This is a genomic window from Phyllobacterium trifolii (assembly GCF_014192095.1).
Taxonomy (GTDB): Bacteria; Pseudomonadota; Alphaproteobacteria; order Rhizobiales; family Rhizobiaceae; genus Phyllobacterium; species Phyllobacterium trifolii.
In genome coordinates, this window is sequence record NZ_JACHXN010000001.1 from 539,893 (window position 1) to 557,462 (window position 17,570).

Annotated in this window: 18 protein-coding genes, 1 tRNA gene and 1 pseudogene; 16 read left to right on the forward strand and 4 right to left on the reverse strand. The window is 56.0% G+C overall.

Annotated elements, in window-relative coordinates:
* Positions 1-6: 6 nt before the first annotated feature.
* From FHS21_RS02755 to FHS21_RS02790, 7 genes and pseudogenes are all read left to right on the forward strand, one after another.
* Positions 7-909, forward strand: a complete 903-nt coding sequence (locus FHS21_RS02755) for a carbohydrate ABC transporter permease (RefSeq protein ID WP_112528105.1) — start codon at positions 7-9, stop codon at positions 907-909.
* Positions 910-924: 15 nt separating this feature from the next.
* On the forward strand, positions 925-1,737 hold the full coding sequence (locus tag FHS21_RS02760; RefSeq protein WP_112527666.1) for a carbohydrate ABC transporter permease: 813 nt from the start codon (positions 925-927) through the stop codon (positions 1,735-1,737).
* A 5-nt stretch (positions 1,738-1,742) separates the two neighbouring features.
* Positions 1,743-2,810: an ABC transporter ATP-binding protein gene (locus FHS21_RS02765; protein WP_112527664.1), complete on the forward strand. Its 1,068-nt coding sequence runs from the start codon at positions 1,743-1,745 to the stop codon at positions 2,808-2,810.
* A 512-nt stretch (positions 2,811-3,322) separates the two neighbouring features.
* A complete protein-coding gene (locus tag FHS21_RS02775) occupies positions 3,323-4,282 on the forward strand; it encodes a sugar-binding protein (protein WP_112527662.1) in 960 nt (319 codons plus the stop codon).
* Between the two features lie 78 nt (positions 4,283-4,360).
* Positions 4,361-5,902, forward strand: coding sequence for a sugar ABC transporter ATP-binding protein (locus FHS21_RS02780; RefSeq protein WP_112528103.1), 1,542 nt, complete (start codon positions 4,361-4,363; stop codon positions 5,900-5,902).
* A gap of 24 nt (positions 5,903-5,926) precedes the next feature.
* Positions 5,927-6,910, forward strand: coding sequence for an ABC transporter permease (locus tag FHS21_RS02785; protein WP_112527660.1), 984 nt, complete (start codon positions 5,927-5,929; stop codon positions 6,908-6,910).
* Positions 6,911-6,990: 80 nt separating this feature from the next.
* Positions 6,991-7,080 (forward strand): annotated as a pseudogene (locus FHS21_RS02790) (DDE-type integrase/transposase/recombinase); the annotation flags it as partial.
* Between the two features lie 22 nt (positions 7,081-7,102).
* Here the strand turns inward: FHS21_RS02790 and FHS21_RS02795 are convergent.
* Positions 7,103-7,194 (reverse strand) — tRNA-Ser (locus tag FHS21_RS02795).
* A 76-nt stretch (positions 7,195-7,270) separates the two neighbouring features.
* Here FHS21_RS02795 and FHS21_RS31765 point away from each other — a divergent pair.
* The 3 genes from FHS21_RS31765 to FHS21_RS02810 all read left to right on the forward strand — a co-directional run bounded on the left by FHS21_RS31765 (position 7,271) and on the right by FHS21_RS02810 (position 8,912).
* Entirely contained in the window at positions 7,271-7,597 is a 327-nt protein-coding gene (locus FHS21_RS31765) for a hypothetical protein (protein WP_446686524.1), read from the forward strand.
* Positions 7,598-8,071: 474 nt separating this feature from the next.
* The gene (locus FHS21_RS02805) at positions 8,072-8,461 is read left to right on the forward strand and encodes a DUF930 domain-containing protein (RefSeq protein ID WP_112551216.1); all 390 of its coding nucleotides are present in this window, start codon (positions 8,072-8,074) and stop codon (positions 8,459-8,461) included.
* A gap of 82 nt (positions 8,462-8,543) precedes the next feature.
* A complete protein-coding gene (locus tag FHS21_RS02810; protein WP_112527652.1) occupies positions 8,544-8,912 on the forward strand; it encodes a hypothetical protein in 369 nt (122 codons plus the stop codon).
* Between the two features lie 43 nt (positions 8,913-8,955).
* Here the strand turns inward: FHS21_RS02810 and FHS21_RS02815 are convergent, their stop codons facing one another.
* Positions 8,956-9,294, reverse strand: a complete 339-nt coding sequence (locus FHS21_RS02815; protein WP_112527650.1) for a hypothetical protein — start codon at positions 9,292-9,294, stop codon at positions 8,956-8,958.
* Between the two features lie 236 nt (positions 9,295-9,530).
* Between FHS21_RS02815 and FHS21_RS02820 the strand changes: the two genes are divergently transcribed.
* Positions 9,531-9,692: a hypothetical protein gene (locus FHS21_RS02820; protein ID WP_162701865.1), complete on the forward strand. Its 162-nt coding sequence runs from the start codon at positions 9,531-9,533 to the stop codon at positions 9,690-9,692.
* Here FHS21_RS02820 and FHS21_RS02825 read toward each other — a convergent pair.
* The gene (locus FHS21_RS02825) at positions 9,686-10,372 is read right to left on the reverse strand and encodes a CerR family C-terminal domain-containing protein (protein ID WP_112527648.1); all 687 of its coding nucleotides are present in this window, start codon (positions 10,370-10,372) and stop codon (positions 9,686-9,688) included. The two genes, FHS21_RS02820 and FHS21_RS02825, sit on opposite strands and share 7 nt — an antisense overlap.
* Before the next feature lie 91 nt (positions 10,373-10,463).
* On the opposite strand from FHS21_RS02825, the gene FHS21_RS02830 reads away from it, so the two are divergent.
* From FHS21_RS02830 to FHS21_RS02845, 4 genes are read left to right on the forward strand one after another with little or no spacing between them, the layout of a single operon-like run.
* The gene (locus FHS21_RS02830) at positions 10,464-11,498 is read left to right on the forward strand and encodes an HlyD family secretion protein (protein ID WP_112527646.1); all 1,035 of its coding nucleotides are present in this window, start codon (positions 10,464-10,466) and stop codon (positions 11,496-11,498) included.
* On the forward strand, positions 11,495-13,255 hold the full coding sequence (locus FHS21_RS02835; protein WP_183660905.1) for an ATP-binding cassette domain-containing protein: 1,761 nt from the start codon (positions 11,495-11,497) through the stop codon (positions 13,253-13,255). The genes FHS21_RS02830 and FHS21_RS02835 overlap by 4 nt, the downstream gene beginning before the upstream one ends.
* Positions 13,255-14,394 carry an ABC transporter permease gene (locus tag FHS21_RS02840; protein ID WP_112527642.1) on the forward strand — a complete coding sequence of 380 codons (1,140 nt, stop codon included), beginning with the start codon at positions 13,255-13,257 and terminating at the stop codon, positions 14,392-14,394. The genes FHS21_RS02835 and FHS21_RS02840 overlap by 1 nt, the downstream gene beginning before the upstream one ends.
* A 7-nt stretch (positions 14,395-14,401) precedes the next feature.
* A complete protein-coding gene (locus FHS21_RS02845; protein ID WP_112527639.1) occupies positions 14,402-15,523 on the forward strand; it encodes an ABC transporter permease in 1,122 nt (373 codons plus the stop codon).
* A gap of 26 nt (positions 15,524-15,549) precedes the next feature.
* On the opposite strand, the gene FHS21_RS02850 is transcribed toward FHS21_RS02845, so the two are convergent.
* The gene (locus FHS21_RS02850; protein ID WP_112527637.1) at positions 15,550-16,137 is read right to left on the reverse strand and encodes a TetR/AcrR family transcriptional regulator; all 588 of its coding nucleotides are present in this window, start codon (positions 16,135-16,137) and stop codon (positions 15,550-15,552) included.
* A 182-nt stretch (positions 16,138-16,319) separates the two neighbouring features.
* On the opposite strand from FHS21_RS02850, the gene FHS21_RS02855 reads away from it, so the two are divergent.
* Positions 16,320-17,543, forward strand: coding sequence for an efflux RND transporter periplasmic adaptor subunit (locus FHS21_RS02855; protein ID WP_183660907.1), 1,224 nt, complete (start codon positions 16,320-16,322; stop codon positions 17,541-17,543).
* Positions 17,544-17,570 lie beyond the last annotated feature (27 nt).

A 17,570-nucleotide genomic window follows, 5' to 3' on the forward strand; every position in this document is an offset into this window, starting at 1 on the left:
GATACTGTGCAAGGCATCATCAGAACCATCCGGGACGGCAGCGGATTTGACATCTTGCTGCTTGGGCTTGCCCTGCTCTATCTCATCATTTTTTCGGCGTTTCCCATCATCTACAACATCATCATGTCCTTGCAGACGGTTGACATGTTCACGCTCACGTCATTCAACCGCCCATTCGTCGGCTTGCAAAATTACTACGATATTTTCTCCCAGCCGGTTGCACGTACAATCTTCTGGAACACAGTAAAGTTCGTGGTCCTCTCAATTGTGTTCCAGCTTTCAATCGGCTTCGGACTGGCGCTTTTCTTCCAACAGGACTTTCCGGGTGCCAGCTATTTGCGTGGCCTGTTCCTGGCCGGATGGATCATGCCCGCACTCGTCGTCGGCGCAATCTGGAAATGGCTTTTCGCCGGCGATTTTGGCGTTATCAACTATGTTCTGACATCCCTCGGGATTGCCGATGACCGCATTTTCTGGCTCTCGGATCCAAACGTAGCGCTCTATGCCGTTATCATCGCCAATATCTGGCTCGGCATTCCCTTCAACATGATACTGCTCTCGGTTGGCCTCGCGAGCATACCGCGCGATGTCTACGAGGCGGCCGAACTTGATGGCGCAGGAGCATTCGAGCGTTTTCGATCTATTACCCTCCCTCTGATGCGTGCGCAGCTTGGCGCGGTGATATCGCTCGGCGTTATCTTTACACTCCAACAATTCGACTTGATCGCTGCGCTCACACAGGGCGGCCCCGCTGACAGCTCGAATGTCGCTCAATATTGGTCGTGGCAGTTCTCATTCCAGACGTATGAGATTTCTCTTGGCAGTGCCGTCTCGGTTCTCATGATCATCTTCGTCATAGTGGTAGCAGCAGTTTATGTGCGCTCTACGCGTCATGAACACAGCTACTGAGGAAGGAGGACGCTGATGAAACGCTACGTTCTGCTCATCCTCGGTCTGGCCATGACGGCGATCTATCTGTTCCCGCTTTACTGGATGTATTTGACGGCCCTGAAAAGCAGTACCGAGATATTTCAGTATCCGCCTACATTCTGGCCGTCAGACACGCAGTGGAATTTTCTGGAGGTATGGAAGAGCCGCGACATGGGGAGGTACATCTGGAATTCGCTGCTCATCGCTACAGGTGTTACGATCCTTGCTACGACATTGGGAACTGGCTGTGCCTACGTATTATCGCGGGTGCGCAATGTCTGGATTGAAATTGCCCTCTTCGCGATCCTGATGATGCAGGTTTTGCCGTCTTCTTTGATGGTCACACCCATCTTCGTTATGTTCAACCAGATCGGTCTTTTAGCCAGTCCGCGCATCGCTGTTATTCTGGCGCAAACCGCCAAGGTCTTGCCGCTCTACATCGTCCTCTGCCGGGCAACATTCGTGCAGGTGCCGCGTGAACTGGAAGAAGCGGCGCTCGTAGACGGATCATCGCGTATCGGCGCATTCTTTCACATCATGCTGCCCCTGGCGCGTAACGGCATTCTTGTCACATCCGTGCTGATCTTTCTGCAGTCCTTCGGCGAATATGTCTATGCACGTTCGCTAATCGCCAAGAACGAATTGCAGACAGCAACGGTCGGATTGCAGACCTTCATGGGGCCGAATGCCAATGACTGGAACGGCATCATGACCTACGCGGCCATCTATGTGACGCCGATTCTAATCGTATTCATGCTCCTGCAACGTCGGATTGTCAGCGGCCTAACCGCCGGCGCACTTAAATGAGGTGAATGATGCTCCAGATCGAAATCGACCATTTGAACAAGCATTATGGCGGGTTTCATGCGCTCAAGGACGTCAACATTTCCATCAAACAGGGCTCGTTCGTCGCGCTTGTAGGTCCGTCCGGTTGCGGCAAGTCCACTTTGCTGCGGACCCTTGCCGGACTCGAGAAAACGAGCTCCGGCGACGTCCGGATTGCCGGACGGAGTGTCATCGGCAAACCGCCGCGTGAGCGCGATGTCGCCATGGTATTCCAGTCCTATGCGCTCTACCCGCACATGGATGTCGAGCACAATATGAACTATTCGATGCGCCTGAAACGTCGTCCGAAGGAAGAAATCTCGGAGCGCACGCGAACCGCTGCAGAAACCCTCGGCCTTGGCAATCTTTTGGATCGCCTGCCCAAAGCCTTGTCGGGCGGTCAGCGGCAACGTGTTGCCATGGGTCGCGCCATTGTGCGCAATCCGAAAGTGTTCCTGTTCGATGAACCTCTCTCCAATCTCGATGCGGCGCTGCGCGTCCATATGCGCAGCGAGATTCGCAAACTGCATGAGCGCCTGAACGCGACGTCGGTCTACGTCACGCACGATCAGGTCGAGGCGATGACCATGGCCGATCACGTCGTCGTTATGCGTGCCGGCGTTGTCGAGCAGCAGGGAAGTCCGCTTGATCTTTATGACCGGCCGGCGAACAGGTTTGTCGCCGGTTTCATTGGTTCACCGGCGATGAACTTCCTGCCTGCGACCGCAACCGAAAATGGTGCTTTGGTTCTCGACAACGACAGCACCCAGATAGGTTTGAATCGCCACATCGCTGCCGGTTGCAAGTTCTGGATCGGCATGCGGCCCGAACATCTTTCCCTGAAGCCCTGCGTGAACGACATGGCCATTGATGCGACCGTCACCGGCATTGAGTCGACGGGAAGCATGACCTTCGTGGTTTTGGAGGTCGCATCGCAACCAGTCGTTCTCGCCCACAGTGGCAGGCCCGAAACTCGCAGAGGTGACCAGGTCCGCTTGCATATCTCCTTGGATAATCTGCATCTTTTCGATCGCGAAACAGAGCTGGCAGCATAGCAGTCCGGCAGTTTGTATATCGATAGGCGATCATTGTCCGTGATGCCGGGCTGCGTAGAGCCACGGTCGTCAATGGTAAGCGTCCAGAGCGTATTCTCGCCATTGAGATTTCGCATGTGCTTTCGCATTGCCTGAAATGCATGGTCCGCTCCGGCATGTGGCGGCCGGAGGTTTGGCCTTTTCCCACCAACCTGCCTTCGTTTGCCGAGATGTTGGTCGCACGCGGCAAACTCGCAGAGACTGTCGAGGACGTGCAAACGATCATCAACACGGGCAATCGCGGACGGCTCTACTAATCTGTATGCCGAAACTGGGATAGGAGTAGAAGAGAACGCAATGATAATACTATATGATAATTCTATTTACTATTGAGAATCGGCTCATTAAAGTCTCCAGGCTGAATGGTGGAACGCCTTTCACCCGTTGCCGGTAACCATAGGAGGTGGCCCGGCTTCGATCACCGATTGAAAACTCGGATCAACGACTGCGTTGAGCCAAATGGGAGGTTAGACATGAAATCCGCAATATCTATTGCCGCACTTTGCGCTGCGTTGATGTTTAGCGCGTCAATGCCAACTATGGCCTATGCCGCCGACAAGCCAACGCTGGCTTTCGTGGTGAATGGGGCCTCCGATTTCTGGAAAGCTGCCGAGGCGGGCGTCAAGAAGGCGCAGGCCGAATTGCCCGACTACAACTTGGAGCTCAAGTATCCTGAGCAGTCCTCGGTAGCCATCCAGCAGCGTCTGATGGATGATCTCGTCACAGCCGGCGTCAAGGGCATCATGGTGTCGGCCGTAGATCCGAAGACGTCTACCGATGGACTCAACAAGATTGCGTCCGAGACCGCCCTGTTTACCACGGATAGCGATGCGCCTCAGACTAATCGCGTCGCCTATATCGGTTCGTCCAACGTCGATGCAGGCAAACAGGCTGCAGAAATCGCGAAAAAAGCCATGCCCAACGGGGGCAAGTGTCTCGGATTTGTCGGCCTGCTCGGCGCTGACAATGCCAAGGAACGCATCCAGGGCATGAAGGATGGTCTCGCAGGCACCAAAATTGAACTAGTCGATGTTCGCGGAGACGATATTGACCAGACGCGTGCCAAGAAGAACGTCGAAGACGCTCTGGTGGCTAGCCCGGATGTTACCTGCATGGTTGGCTTTTACTCTTATAATACACCGCGCATTTACGAGGCTCTCCGCGATGCAGGCAAGTTGGGGCAGATCACCGTCGTTGGATTTGATGACGATCCGATTACGTTGGGTGGCGTCAAGGAAGGCACTGTCGCCGCTACAGTCGTGCAGCAGCCATTCGAATGGGCCTATCAGGGTATGAAAATGATGGCCGCTTACCTTGCCGGTGACAAGTCGAGCATTCCGGACAACAAATTGCTGATTATCAAGACTGTGATTGTCGGCAAGGACGATGTCGATGCATACGCTGCCAATCTGAAAAAGATGGCTGGCAACTAGGCTGTTTTCGAACAAGAGCTTGACGCGATGACTGGCAATGGTTTTACCGCAACAGGTGGCGTTAATCGCGCCGAATCCATGCCGGGCACAATCGATACTTCTTCTGACGCACGTCATCAGGCAGCCTTCCTCAGCCTGCATGACGTGCGAAAGACCTATCCCGGGGTTGTGGCGTTGGATGGCTTTTCCATTGAGATCAGACCTGGCGAGGTAATCGGCCTTGTCGGCGAAAATGGCGCTGGCAAATCAACGTTGATGAAAATTCTGGGCGGTGTGGCGGCCCCGGATAGTGGTACGATCAGGATCGACGGAGTGGACCATGAACGCCTGACCGTCGAACACAGCCTCGAAGCCGGCATTGCCTTCGTACATCAAGAACTGAACCTCTTTGAAAATCTTGACGTTGCCGCCAATATCTTCCTTGGCAGGGAGCCCTTGCGCGGCGGCCCTCTGAAGCTGGTCGATCGCGCTAAATTGCGCGAGATGGTTTTACCACTCCTCAAACGGGTCGGCGCTAATTTTACGGCCGACACCCCCGTATCGGAATTGTCGCTAGCCCAGCAGCAGATGGTCGAGATTGCCAAAGCTCTTTCGATCAAGGCAAGGCTTGTTATCCTGGACGAACCCACCTCAAGTCTTCCTTTGGCTGAAACTGAAAAGTTGCTCGGCGTGATCAAAGGCCTAAAGGCAGAAGGTATTAGCGTTATCTTTATTTCGCACCGACTCCACGAGGTCGAGAGCGTCGCCGATCGAGTTATTGTCCTTCGAGATGGAATGCTGGCGGGCACACTTGCAACCGACGCCATTAATCACGACCAGATGGTCAAGCTCATGATAGGCCGTGCTTTGAAAGCCCGTACAAATACCTCGGAGCGCGAGGCTGGTGCAGTCGCGCTGTCCGCCAAGGGCATTCGCACAGCTGCTTACCCTCATCGGATCGTCGATTTGGACGTGCTGCATGGCGAAATCCTCGGGCTAGCAGGACTTGTAGGTTCGGGCAGGACTGAATTCGCCCGCGTTGTCTTCGGCATAGACAGGAGCCTTGGCGGAGAGCTTTATCTGGATGGCAAACATGTCCTGCTTTCTTCATCCGCTGATGCGGTGGCTAATGGCATCTTTCTCGTCCCCGAGGATCGAAAGCTGGCTGGCATACTCCTTGATTTCGCTATTGCACAGAATATTTCGCTACCTAATCTTTCGGCGCATTCGGCCAATTTGATAATTTCAGCCGCCAGTGAAAATGCGACGGCGGAAGCACAGAAAAGTAACCTTGGCATCAAGGCCCCATCGGTAAAAACGCGTGTCGGCACCTTGTCTGGCGGCAACCAGCAAAAAGTCGTTCTGGCAAAATGGCTGGCGATGAAACCGAGGATCATGATTTTCGACGAGCCGACTCGCGGGATCGATATTGGAGCCAAGGCTGAAATCTACAGACTCATGCAGGCGCTCGCCGACACGGGTGTCGCGGTCCTCATGATTTCGAGCGACATGGAGGAAGTCATCGGTGTTTCTGACCGCGTCGCAGTTATGCATGAAGGCCAGATTTCCGGCATTCTGGCCAAGGATCAACTTGATCAGGAGAATGTGCTTTTGCTGGCGGTGGGCAAGTCAGCACGATAGCATCTATAAGGGTTGGAGATCACGATGAATAAAAAAGATATTGGCTTGTTGATCCTCATAGTCGTCGTGGGAGCCGTTGTCGCAACAATCAATCCTCGTTTCTTGCTGCCCATCAATCTCGCCAATACGTCGAATCTCATCGGTCTCTTCGGTATCCTGTCGATAGGACAAGCGTTTGTTATCATAACCGGCGGTATCGAACTCTCGGTGGGTTCGTTAATTGCGCTACTCGGTGTTCTGTTCATCGATTTGATTGCAAATCATGGCATGGCTTGGCCATTGGCTTTCATACTCATCCTGGTTCTCGGTGGGCTCGTTGGCTTGGCCCATGGCTGGCTAATCACGCGGCTGAAGCTCCAGCCATTCGTGGTGACACTGTGTGGCTTGTTGATTTATCGCGGGATCGCCCGGTTCTATACTGCCGATGGGACCGCCGGCTTTGCTTTCGGCCAGAACTTTCCCACTCTTGAATTCCTTACGGCCGGCCGCACCTATGGCATTCCCAACAGCTTTATAGCACTTCTCATTATTATGGGCGTGACGTGGGTAGTATTGCACCGGTCAGTTTTCGGGCGTTATCTTTATGCCATCGGCAAAAATGAGGAAGCGGCAAGATATTCCGGGATCAGGACAGGTCGAATGGTGATGGCTGCCTATGTCATTTGCGGTGTATTGACGGCACTCTCGGCTATCTACTTTGCAATGTATACCCGCTCGATTTCCCCCGCCAGCCACGGCAATTTTTATGAACTGTATGCGATCGCGGCCGCCGTCCTCGGTGGCTTTTCGCTGCGCGGTGGTGAAGGGTCAATCGTCGGGGTAATTCTCGGCACAATACTGCTGCAAGAATTGCAGAATCTGGTCAATCTCCTCGGCATTCCATCGTCGCTCAATTTTGCAGTTATGGGAGGGGTGATCCTTATTGGCGTACTGGTCGATCAGCAGTGGGACGTTTTTCGAGCAAAACGCCGGTTGAACAAGGCTGCGCACTCGGCACCATCAAATTGAAAACGCTGAACACAGGTTTGGCTCGACCGAACGCATAATGTTCATAGGCCGTCATTTCGACCAGCGCTGTTGGCAGCGAGTGGCATATCGACGAGACCTACATCAAGCTCAGAGGCCAGTGGATGTATCTCTACCGGGCAATCGACAGCACAGGTGATACGGTCGATTTCTGGAACCATGAATATAGATTACTGGCGGAGAGGAAGGGATTCGAACCCTCGAGACCGTTTAACGGGTCTACTCCCTTAGCAGGGGAGCGCCTTCGACCACTCGGCCACCTCTCCGAGGACGCTGACTAAAGATGAAACCCCATGTTTGCAAGGATTTTGTTCCGCCTCACCCAAAAATCGCATTACCGGCATGGAGCCGAGATCAAAACCGCCAAGCGCTGTTCCAAACCAATATGCCGGCTTCCTTGGCGGCAGCGACGAAGGCAGTTCTCGCCTCTTCCACGCTCCCCGTCCCTTCCATGGCATCGAGGCAGGCACGCCGCGCTCTGGAAAGTTCTTTGCCGCGGTCGACTGGCCAATTCTGACGAAGGATTTCGGCGGCCTCAGCGACGGAACTCACGTTCTGCAGCTCACCAGTCTCATCAACTTCAATCGTGACAGCAAGAAAATCGAGGTTGGTCATGGTGGGTCAACGCACACAAATGGCACCTTGTTCCGCAAAGCAAAGTTCGACTAAGTGTTTCTAATCAATTCGATTTAGGTTATCCGTGCCCTCCTTTTGCCCGGCGGGGACAAAGAGATTTCGGTGAGTCCTCTTAGGTGGAATGTTTATATCATAACCCCGATTCGTTTTCTCCTAAGCGACCTGGGACTTTGCCATTCGGTTGCCGCAACACTCTTTGGAACCGCGTTTTTTTGGATCGTCAATCAATTCCCCCATCACCGCAGAAAAGTCCCCCTTTATATATTTCGCTACATCGGACCCCTTCCTGAAGCCAGGTCAGGCGCCAACCCGCAACGATGTCACCATTTTCGGCGGGCCATTCGTCAAGGATGCGTTTGGCGGCGCCATCCACGTCCGATGCACCGGAAATCACAGTTTGCAGGATATCGTTCAATTTTGTGGGCGCTGGGCCGGCAAGGGTTGGCTATTGGCATCACTTGCCGATATTGTCCGGCACCATTTGCAGATACAGGGGCCAATCAGAGCATGAAGAAGATTTTTGTTACGATTGCGCTGGCAGCTTTCGCGTTTCGTCCAGCATCAGCCATGAATTCGACCGAGGAGGCAGGCTTGAAGAAGCTCGATCCGCAAACCCGGCTGGAGCAGCGCTGCGATGTGGAGGCGATGGAGCGCATCCGCAAGGACGAGGGGAAGTTCAACCCGGATAAAGTGCTCGCATATGCCTTCGCCGATCCGACAATGGAAGACCACGCCATCAAGACACGCGGCGCTGCCTTTCGCAGCCGCGGCGAGTGGTACCACCTGAAATACAAATGCCAAACCAGCGCCGACAACATGAACGTCGTCGGCTTCAAATATAAAATCGGCGATCTCGTGCCGAAAAAGGACTGGAGCCAGCACCTGCTCGTACCCTAGCGTCAGGGCCCTTTCTCCAAATCGACCCTCTCGACACTACGACGCTGGTTGAATAGCCTGCGCGCCAGTGATGGGGGAACAGATGCGATTTTCAGTTTTGGCTATTGTATTGGTGGCTGCGATCTTGCCGGCATGCACGACAACGGGCGGCAATGTCAGCAAGAGCGGGGTAATCGCGGATGCGAAAAATCTCGTCATAGTTTCCTATCAGTGTCAGGACGCACTCGGACGCGAGCCGCATTACTCGGCCATCGAAAGCAGCGAAACCATTCTGAAGGGGCTCGGAAAATCAGCCGATGAGGCGGACAGTACCGTACGCGGCTGGCTCAGGGCGGTGATCGCTTCGCCGAAACAACCCGCCGACTATGATGCGAAAACCTGCAAGGACAGGTTGCTGACACTGGCTGAGAAGGTTCGCGTCGGCTACGAGGCTCTGTCGAAGCGTCGATGAAAAGGCGGCTCTATTAAGCCGCCCCACTTTCCCTAAAGTGCTGTTATTGCCAGCTCTTGCCTACGTAGCCGTTGCCATACCGCCCGCGGTTGTTTTGATAATACCGGTAGTTGCGATGATGCCGCCGATTGTCCCAATGCGACCGGCGCCAGTCACGGCGGTTGCTATAGTAATGACGACGCACGTCACGACGATTGTGATTCCAGTTGCGCCTGGAATGATGGCGCTTCCAATCTGCCCTGTTGTCGCGCACCTGTTCAACATTTGATGATAGCTGAAGGGTCGTGGGGGACACCGGCGCGGCTTGGGACGCGACCGCGGATGTCAACAACATTGCCAATCCGAGCATGGCTGCGGAGATGGCGTTCAGTATCTTGTGCATAGATTGTCTCCTGTGAAGTGATGCAACCATTAGGTGCACCCAGTACGATGAACTTGCAATGAACGACAAAGTTCCAAGCGTCCAGGATCTCGTCCTATGGTAATACGCCGCGTCTGGGGACGCCGAGACCATCCTCTTCGCATCTGTAAATGCCGGTTGCAAATCTTGAATGGCGAAGTGGGAACGGGCGCCCTATGTGATCGTTATAGGGGCGTCAACCCATTCGGAGAACCCACATGACGATACAAACTGTTCCGCAGGATGTTTACCGGCGCCATGAAAGAGAATGGCAGATGCTGCGGGAGGCAATTGCCAAGTCACAAAAGAAAACCGATGAGCCTGCCTACACTCCCCCCAAAGACAGGCACACAGATAGTTCCAAAGATATTCGTCAGTGATCGTCTGAGCGCAACGCAGCTGCCGTTGCCGTCAACCCGGCAAGGGCAAAGCGTTGAAAATGCTCGACGATCTGCTCCTGGACTTCAGGCTCGCCGGAGTTGAACCCCGGCAGCACCTGGGTAAATATCTGCCTGTTGCCGACGAGCAGCATGGCGAAGGGTGCGATGATATTCAGTGTACAACGCGTGACGACCGGGTCGTCATGCGGCCTGTCCAAAATCTCCCCTATAATGCCGGTTACAACAAGCTTTTTCGGTAGAATTTCCTGCTTCACAAGGACCGGAAATACCGATGACGGCGAGAGAATCTCGCGGCTGAGGACACGTAGCGCCCACGACGACGACTCGGGTCCGGTGATCCTGCGAGCGATCAGGCCGATGAGGCTTTTGAGTTTTTCGGTCGGCTCTCCAGGACTCTCTGCAAGCGCAACGAGCTTGTCATAGGTCAAAAGCCGACGATGGGCTTCTACAAGCACGTCGGCATAGAGGCCTTCGATCCCGCCATAGTAGTAGTTGACCGCTGCCGAGTTGCTGCCTGCCCTCTCGGCAATCTCCTTGCCGGTGGCACGGTCGAACCCCTTCTCGGCAAAAACTTCGCCAGCGGCTTCCAGAATCTGGGCTTTCGTTGTGGCGCCGTCTTCGCGGCGCCCGGGCAGTTTTCGCGGTGTCTTTCGGGCCATATGAGAACTCTATACGAAATTTGAAATTTTTGAAAGCTGAAATTCAAATTCAAATTTGACATATCGATATTTTTCGCGTTATGGTTGAGAGATGAATAAGCCGCTTCGCATCATCATCCTCCTTTTTGTTCTTGCCGCGATCGGCGGTGGGGCATGGTGGTATCTGCATCGGCCGGTGGCCAATGATGCTTTGACGCTTTATGGGAATGTCGACCTGCGGCAGGCAACGCTCGCCTTCAACGGCTCGGAGCGCATTGCGGGAATTCTCGTCGAGGAAGGCGATATCGTCAAAAAGGGCCAGGTTCTGGCGCGACTCGATACTAGCCGGCTGTCGCCGCAGGTGCGGGAGGCCGATGCGACTGTCGCCGCACAACGTGCGATGGTGATGAAACTCCGCAACGGCAGCCGTCCCGAAGAAATTGCACAGGCGCGCGCCAATCTTGCATCGGCCAAGGCGGACGCGGCAAACGCCAACATCCAATATGAGCGGCGGGCTGCACTGACCGCGACAGCTACGATCAGCAAACAAGACCTCGATACGGCAAAGGCCACAGCCGCAGTTGCGGACGCTAAAGTCGAAGTCGCGCAGAGTGCGCTCGATCTTGCCGTGGCCGGTCCGCGCGCCGAGGAACTGCTGCAGGCCGAAGCACAACTACGTGGCAATGAAGCCCAGCTTGCGCTGATACGGCAGGAGCTCGACGATGCGGAACTCGTGGCACCGTTCGACGCGGTGGTACGCTCGCGGCTTATGGAACCGGGCGAAATGGCAGCCCCGACGAAGCCCGTATTCTCGCTGGCGACCATCGGCACGAAATGGGTGCGGGCCTATGTCTCGGAAGTCAACCTCGGACATGTCCGTTCCGGCATGCGCGCCAAGGTGACATCCGACAGTTTCCCGGATCGCCCGCTTGATGGCTGGGTCGGCTTTATCTCGCCCGTGGCGGAATTCACGCCGAAGACCGTAGAGACCGAAGATCTGCGTTCGAGCCTTGTCTATGAGGTACGGGTTTTCGTCGAGGACAAGGACGATATGTTCCGGCTCGGCATGCCCGCCACTGTAAAGCTTCTGGCAGACGAAGCACCAAAGCCCGTAGTCGAACAAACGGAAAGCAAGACAACGCCATGAGCGGCGCCGCGCCAACCAGCCCCGTCACGGCGCGGACCATCCACAAGAGCTTCCGCCGCGATACGGGCGAGACCGTCAAGGCGCTGGAGGGAGTTTCCTTCGAAGCGCGGCAAGGAACGTTAACTGCGTTGGTAGGACCTGACGGTGCGGGCAAAACCACGTTACTGCGCCTGATTGCGGGGCTGATGGTCGCCGACAGTGGCGAGCTCTCCGTGCTCGGGATAGATGTCGCTGCCGATCCGCAGACAATACAGAACCGTATTGGTTACATGCCGCAGAAATTCGGCCTCTACGAGGATTTGAGTGTCCAGCAGAACCTCGATCTTTACGCCGACCTGCACGGCATCACCAGGGAACAGCGCAGAGAGATTTACCCGCGGCTGATGGAGATGACCGATCTCGGGCGTTTCACGCAGCGCCTTGCCGGCAAGCTATCCGGTGGCATGAAGCAGAAGCTCGGCCTCGCGTGCACACTGGTGCGTTCGCCGGAACTCCTCCTCTTGGACGAACCGACCGTGGGCGTCGATCCCCTGTCACGGCGCGAATTATGGGAGATCGTCACCAAGCTCGTGCGCGAGGACAAACTGACCGTCGTCGTCAGCACGTCTTATCTGGACGAGGCAGAACTCTGCGACCACGCCGTCGTCATGCATCAGGGCAAGGTTCTGGCGCAGGGAAAACCCGACGAAATCACAGAAAAAGCCAGTGACTGTGTTTTTATAGCCACGCCGGGGAAAGGCACTAACGCCCGGTCGCTGCAGGCCCTGCTGTTCCGGCTGGATGGCGTTGTCGATGCGGTGCCTGAAGCTGGCAAAGTGCGGGTGGTGAAACAACCGGACTTCAAGGACGACATCAAGCTTGACGGCAAAGCCATCAAACTTCAGCCGGTCTCAGCGCGCTTCGAAGATGGGTTCATGGTGCTGTTCGGCGCCGTAGCTACCAAGAGCCATTCCAGCGAGGTAGAACTCGAGCGGCCCAAGGCGGCAGCGGGTGATGAGATTTCGGTCGAAGTCCACGATCTGGTGCGCAAATTTGGCGATTTCACTGCGGTTGATCACGTCAGCTTTCAGGTGAAGCGGGGCGAGATTTATGGACTGCTCGGCCCGAATGGCGCCGGGAAAAGCACGACGTTTCGCATGTTGTGCGGGCTGATGCCGGCAACCAGCGGCACGCTGCGCGTTGCTGGTGCGGACTTACGCACCTCACGGGCCGAAGCCCGGCAGAAACTCGGATACGTGGCACAGAAGTTTTCGCTCTATGGCGATCTGTCCGTGGATGAAAATCTCGATTTCTTCGCCAGCGCCTATGGTTTGCGCGGGCAGAAGAAACGTGACCGCGTTGCCTGGTCGAAAGAGCAGTTCGAACTGGGTGATCTGGCAACGCTGCCGAGCGGACAACTACCCGGCGGTTTCAAGCAGCGCCTTGCCATGGCGGCGGCGCTCTTGCACGAGCCAGACATTCTGTTTCTGGACGAGGCAACCAGCGGCGCCGATCCGCTGGCACGGCGCGAGTTTTGGGGACGCATTACCGCGCTTTCCGAGCAAGGCGTGACGGTGATCGTCACCACACATTTCATGGAAGAGGCGGAATATTGCGATCGCATCATCATTCTCGATGCGGGGCGTAACCTTGCCGAGGGAACACCTGCCGAAATCCGTGCCCATGCCAAGGCGAAGAACGGCAAAGAACCGAACATGGAAGACGCCTTCATCGCCATTGTCGAGGAGTCCCGGCGAGACAAGAAGGAGGCCGCGTGATGGCCGCACCCTCGTCCCAGCATGGCCGCCTGCGCCGTATCCTCGCGCTGGTGCGCAAAGAGAGCTGGCAGGTGGTGCGCGACCCAAGCAGCGTTGCCGTCGGCATCGTCATGCCGATGGTACTGTTGATCCTGTTCGGTTACGGCCTGTCGTTCGACCTCAAGAACCTTCCCGTTGCGCTGGTCATGGAGGAATCATCAGCAGAGGCGAGCGCCGCGGTTTCCGGATTCGAACTGTCGGATTATTTCCAGACGTATCCGGTCAAGACCATGGCGGAGGCGGAGCGGCTGCTCGCGGACAAGACCGTCAGCGGCATCGTGCGCATACCACCGCAATTCGCCCGCGATGTGCAGAACGGCACGGCGGAAATTCAGGTCGTCGTCAATGGCAGTGACGCCAATACAGCCCGCATCGCGCTCGGCTATGCGCAAGGCGCGGTCGGCACGTGGCTGGCGCGGGAGGCAGCGCAAGGAATGGTCTTGAATTCCGGTGCATCGATCAATCTGCAGACGCGGCTTTGGTTCAACGAGGCCAATGACAGCACCTATTTCCTGGTGCCGGGGCTGATTGTTCTTGTCATGACACTGATCGGTGCGCTGCTGACGGCACTGGTGATGGCGCGGGAATGGGAACGCGGCACATTCGAAGCGCTGTTCGTCACCCCTGCCCGGCCCGGCGAAATTTTACTGGGCAAGACTGTCCCCTATTTCATCCTCGGTATGCTGGGACTGGCACTTTCAGTCATCGGCAGTCAGGTGCTCTTTGGCGTGCCCCTGCGCGGATCACTGTGGATATTGATCATCGTATCGATGCTCTATCTGCTGGTGGCGCTCGGTATCGGGCTTTTGATCTCCTCGCTCACCAAGAACCAGTTCATCGCCAGCCAGATCACGTTGATCGTCACCTTTCTGCCGGCGATGATGCTGTCGGGCTTCATGTTCGACATCAGAAGCATGCCTCTGGTGATCCAGGGCATCACCTACATCTTCCCGGCGCGCTATTTCGTCAGTGTGCTGCAGACATTGTTCCTTGCGGGCGATATCTGGGCCGTCATCCTGCCCAACGCGGCAGTGCTTGCGGTCATGGCAACCATTCTGATGACCGCGTCCCTTTTCGCCACGCGCAAGAAACTCGGGTGAGACGGCCATGAAAGAATCCTTCTTCCGGATAATCGCGCTGATCCGCAAGGAATTGCTGGCGATGTTCAAGGACCCGAAAAGCCGTATCGTGCTGGTGCTGCCGCCTATCCTGCAATGTCTGATCTTTGGCTATGCCGCGAGTTACGATCTCAACAATGTGCCCTACGCGGTTCTCGATCACGATCACAGCGCGGCATCCATAGAGCTGGTTTCGAAATTGGACGGCTCGGGCATTTTCAGCCGTGTTGCGACGTTGCAGCGGACATCCGACATCGATAAATTCATCAATGACGCCCGGGTTTTGCTGGTGGTGGTCATCGACCAGGATTTCGAGAGGCGGCTGATGGCCGGAATGCCGGCCAAATTGCAGATCATCGCCGATGGCCGCAATTCCAACACGGCCGGCACCGCGCAGAGCTATATCAATACCATCGCGACGGACTTCACCGCGCGATGGCGTGAGGAGAACGGCCAAGAAAGGAATAACGGCATCAAGGTAACCACGCGCGCCTGGTACAATCCCAGCCTTGAGACGCGGTGGTACATGATCCCGTCATTGATCGGTACGATCACCATGATGATGACGCTGATGCTGACTGCCATGTCGGTCGCGCGCGAACGTGAGGCGGGGACTTTCGACCAGCTGCTAGTCACGCCATTCAGACCGTCCGAGATCATGGTTGGAAAGGCCCTGCCCTCGATGATGGTCGGTCTCTCGCAGGCAACGACCATATTGCTCGTCGCCCAGCTATGGTTCCAGATTCCCTTCGAGGGTTCTTATTTCATGCTCTACCTGGGGCTGGTGCTGTTCCTCGCTGCGGCAGTCGGCATTGGCCTTTTCATCTCTTCGCTCGCAGGCAACATGCAGCAGGCAATGATCTACTCGTTCGTGCTGCTGATGCCATTCATGCTGTTGTCGGGTCTAACGGCGCCGATCGGCAATATGCCGGAGATCCTGCAGTATCTGACAATGATCAATCCGCTGCGCTATGCGATCAGCATTACACACCAGGTCTATCTGGAGGGCGCAGGACTGAGGCAATTGCTGCCGGAAATGCTTGCGCTGGTAGCCATCGCCGCGGTTACCCTGCCATTTTCGGCTTGGCTGTTCCGCAACAGACTGACCTGATGCATCAGGCTGAATTTGAAGGGTAGTTAGTTCGAGCCTGGAAAAGACTTCATGGCGATGTCGATCAGCCGGTAAAGCTCTTCCCGGCCAGCCCCGCTCGATGCCTGGACAGCAGTGCCTTGGGCGATGGTCAAGAGATAGCGGGCAAGATCGTCCGCATTGCAGTCGGCGGGCAGATCACCTTCACGCATGGCGCGTTCGAAACGCCGCGCCAGCGCCTTCTGCCCTATCTGGCGACGCTCGATGATGGTTTTTTGGATTGCTTCCGCGGCTTCACTGCAGCCCATCGCGGCATTGATACCAAGGCATCCACCAGGATTGCACTCTTCAGTCTGGGCATTGGCAAAACCATGCAATATATCCAGCGCAACAATCCGCGCGGTCGGCTGCTCCAGTGCCTTCCAGAAGAAGGCCATGTAGTTCTGCTCGTAGCGCTGCAGCGCCATGCGGAAGAGTTCTTCCTTGTTGCCGAAGGTTCCGTAGAGACTGGGCTTGGTGATACCCATTCCGTCGGTCAGGTCAGTGATGGACGTGCCTTCATAGCCTTTTCGCCAGAATAGCTCCAAAGCTGTCTGCAAGGCATCGTCCGCATCAAATTCCCTGGGCCGTCCCATGGACAACACTCCCTAAAAGAATTATACCGCTCGGTATAAAATTCCATTGACAGCTGTTACATCGCCGCCTTATATCAACCGTTCTATACCGATCGGTATAGAACGTCAATGCTCAATTCGATGATCGAATTCAGATTCGCCACCCTCCCAATGGCGGAAACTTTCAAAGCAGGATGACCACGATGTCAATCAGCACTTTAAGAAAAAGCCTCTATGCCAGCGCTCTGGTTCTGACACTTGCCACTGTCGGCGGCTCGCACTTTCTGGACATGCAGCAGAGCCGCGCGGAAGGCGAAAAAGGCCAGGCCGCGGCCGCGCCAGCCACCCCTGTTTCAGTTGCGGTGGTACAGCCAAAGCTCGTAACGCAGTGGAGCGAATTCTCCGGACGGCTTGAGGCGGTCGATGCGGTTGAAGTACGCTCGCGCGTCGCCGGCGCCATCCAGTCGGTTGCCTTCAAGGAAGGCGCGATCGTCAAGCAGGGCGACCTTCTGGTCAAGATCGACCCAGCGCCATACGAGGCAGAAGTTGCTCGCGCAAAGGCGCAGGTGGCCTCTGCGGAATCGAAGCTCGCTTATGCCAAGAGCGAACTTCAGCGCGGCAAGCAGCTCGTGACATCGCGCTTTGCGTCCCAGAGCGACTATGATCAACGTCTGAATGTTCAGACCAGCGCCGAGGCGGACCTCGAAGCGGCCAAGGCCGTGCTACAGACCGCCATGCTCAACCTCGACTGGACCGATATTCGCGCACCGATCAGTGGCCGGGTCGGACGTATCGAGATCACCCCCGGCAATCTCATCGCCGAGGGACCGAGCGCGCCATTACTGACGTCGCTGGTTTCAATCAGCCCGATTTACGCGAGTTTCGAGGCCGATGAGAACGTCGTCGCCAATGCGCTCGCCGATCTTCCCGAGGGCTTGAACAGCCGTGACTTCGTCAACCGTATCCCGGTTCAGATGGATGTGCACGGCCAGGACGGGATCACCGGCAAACTACAGCTGATCAACAACAGCGTCGATGCGACGAGCGGTACCGTCAAGGTTCGTGCGGTGTTTGATAACGCCAATGGCAAGCTGATGCCCGGTCAGTTCGCCAAGGTCCGCATGGGTCAGGCCAACGAGCGTAACGAATTGCTGGTTGACGAAAAAGCTGTCGGAACCGACCAGAACAAGAAGTTCGTCATGGTCGTCAATTCGAAGAACGTCGTCGAGTATCGCGAAATCTCGCTTGGCGCCAAGGCCGATGGCCTGCGGATCGTCACGGCTGGATTGCAGGCGGATGACAAGATCGTCGTCAATGGCTTGCAGCGTATTCGCCCTGGCTCGCTCGTTGCACCGGAGATGGTAGCGATGGGCAGCAAGGCTCCAGACCAGCAGGCGCTGGCGGACCAGGCCAAGCTCAAACAATAACTATCCAGAGCCCCGCATCGGGCAGGT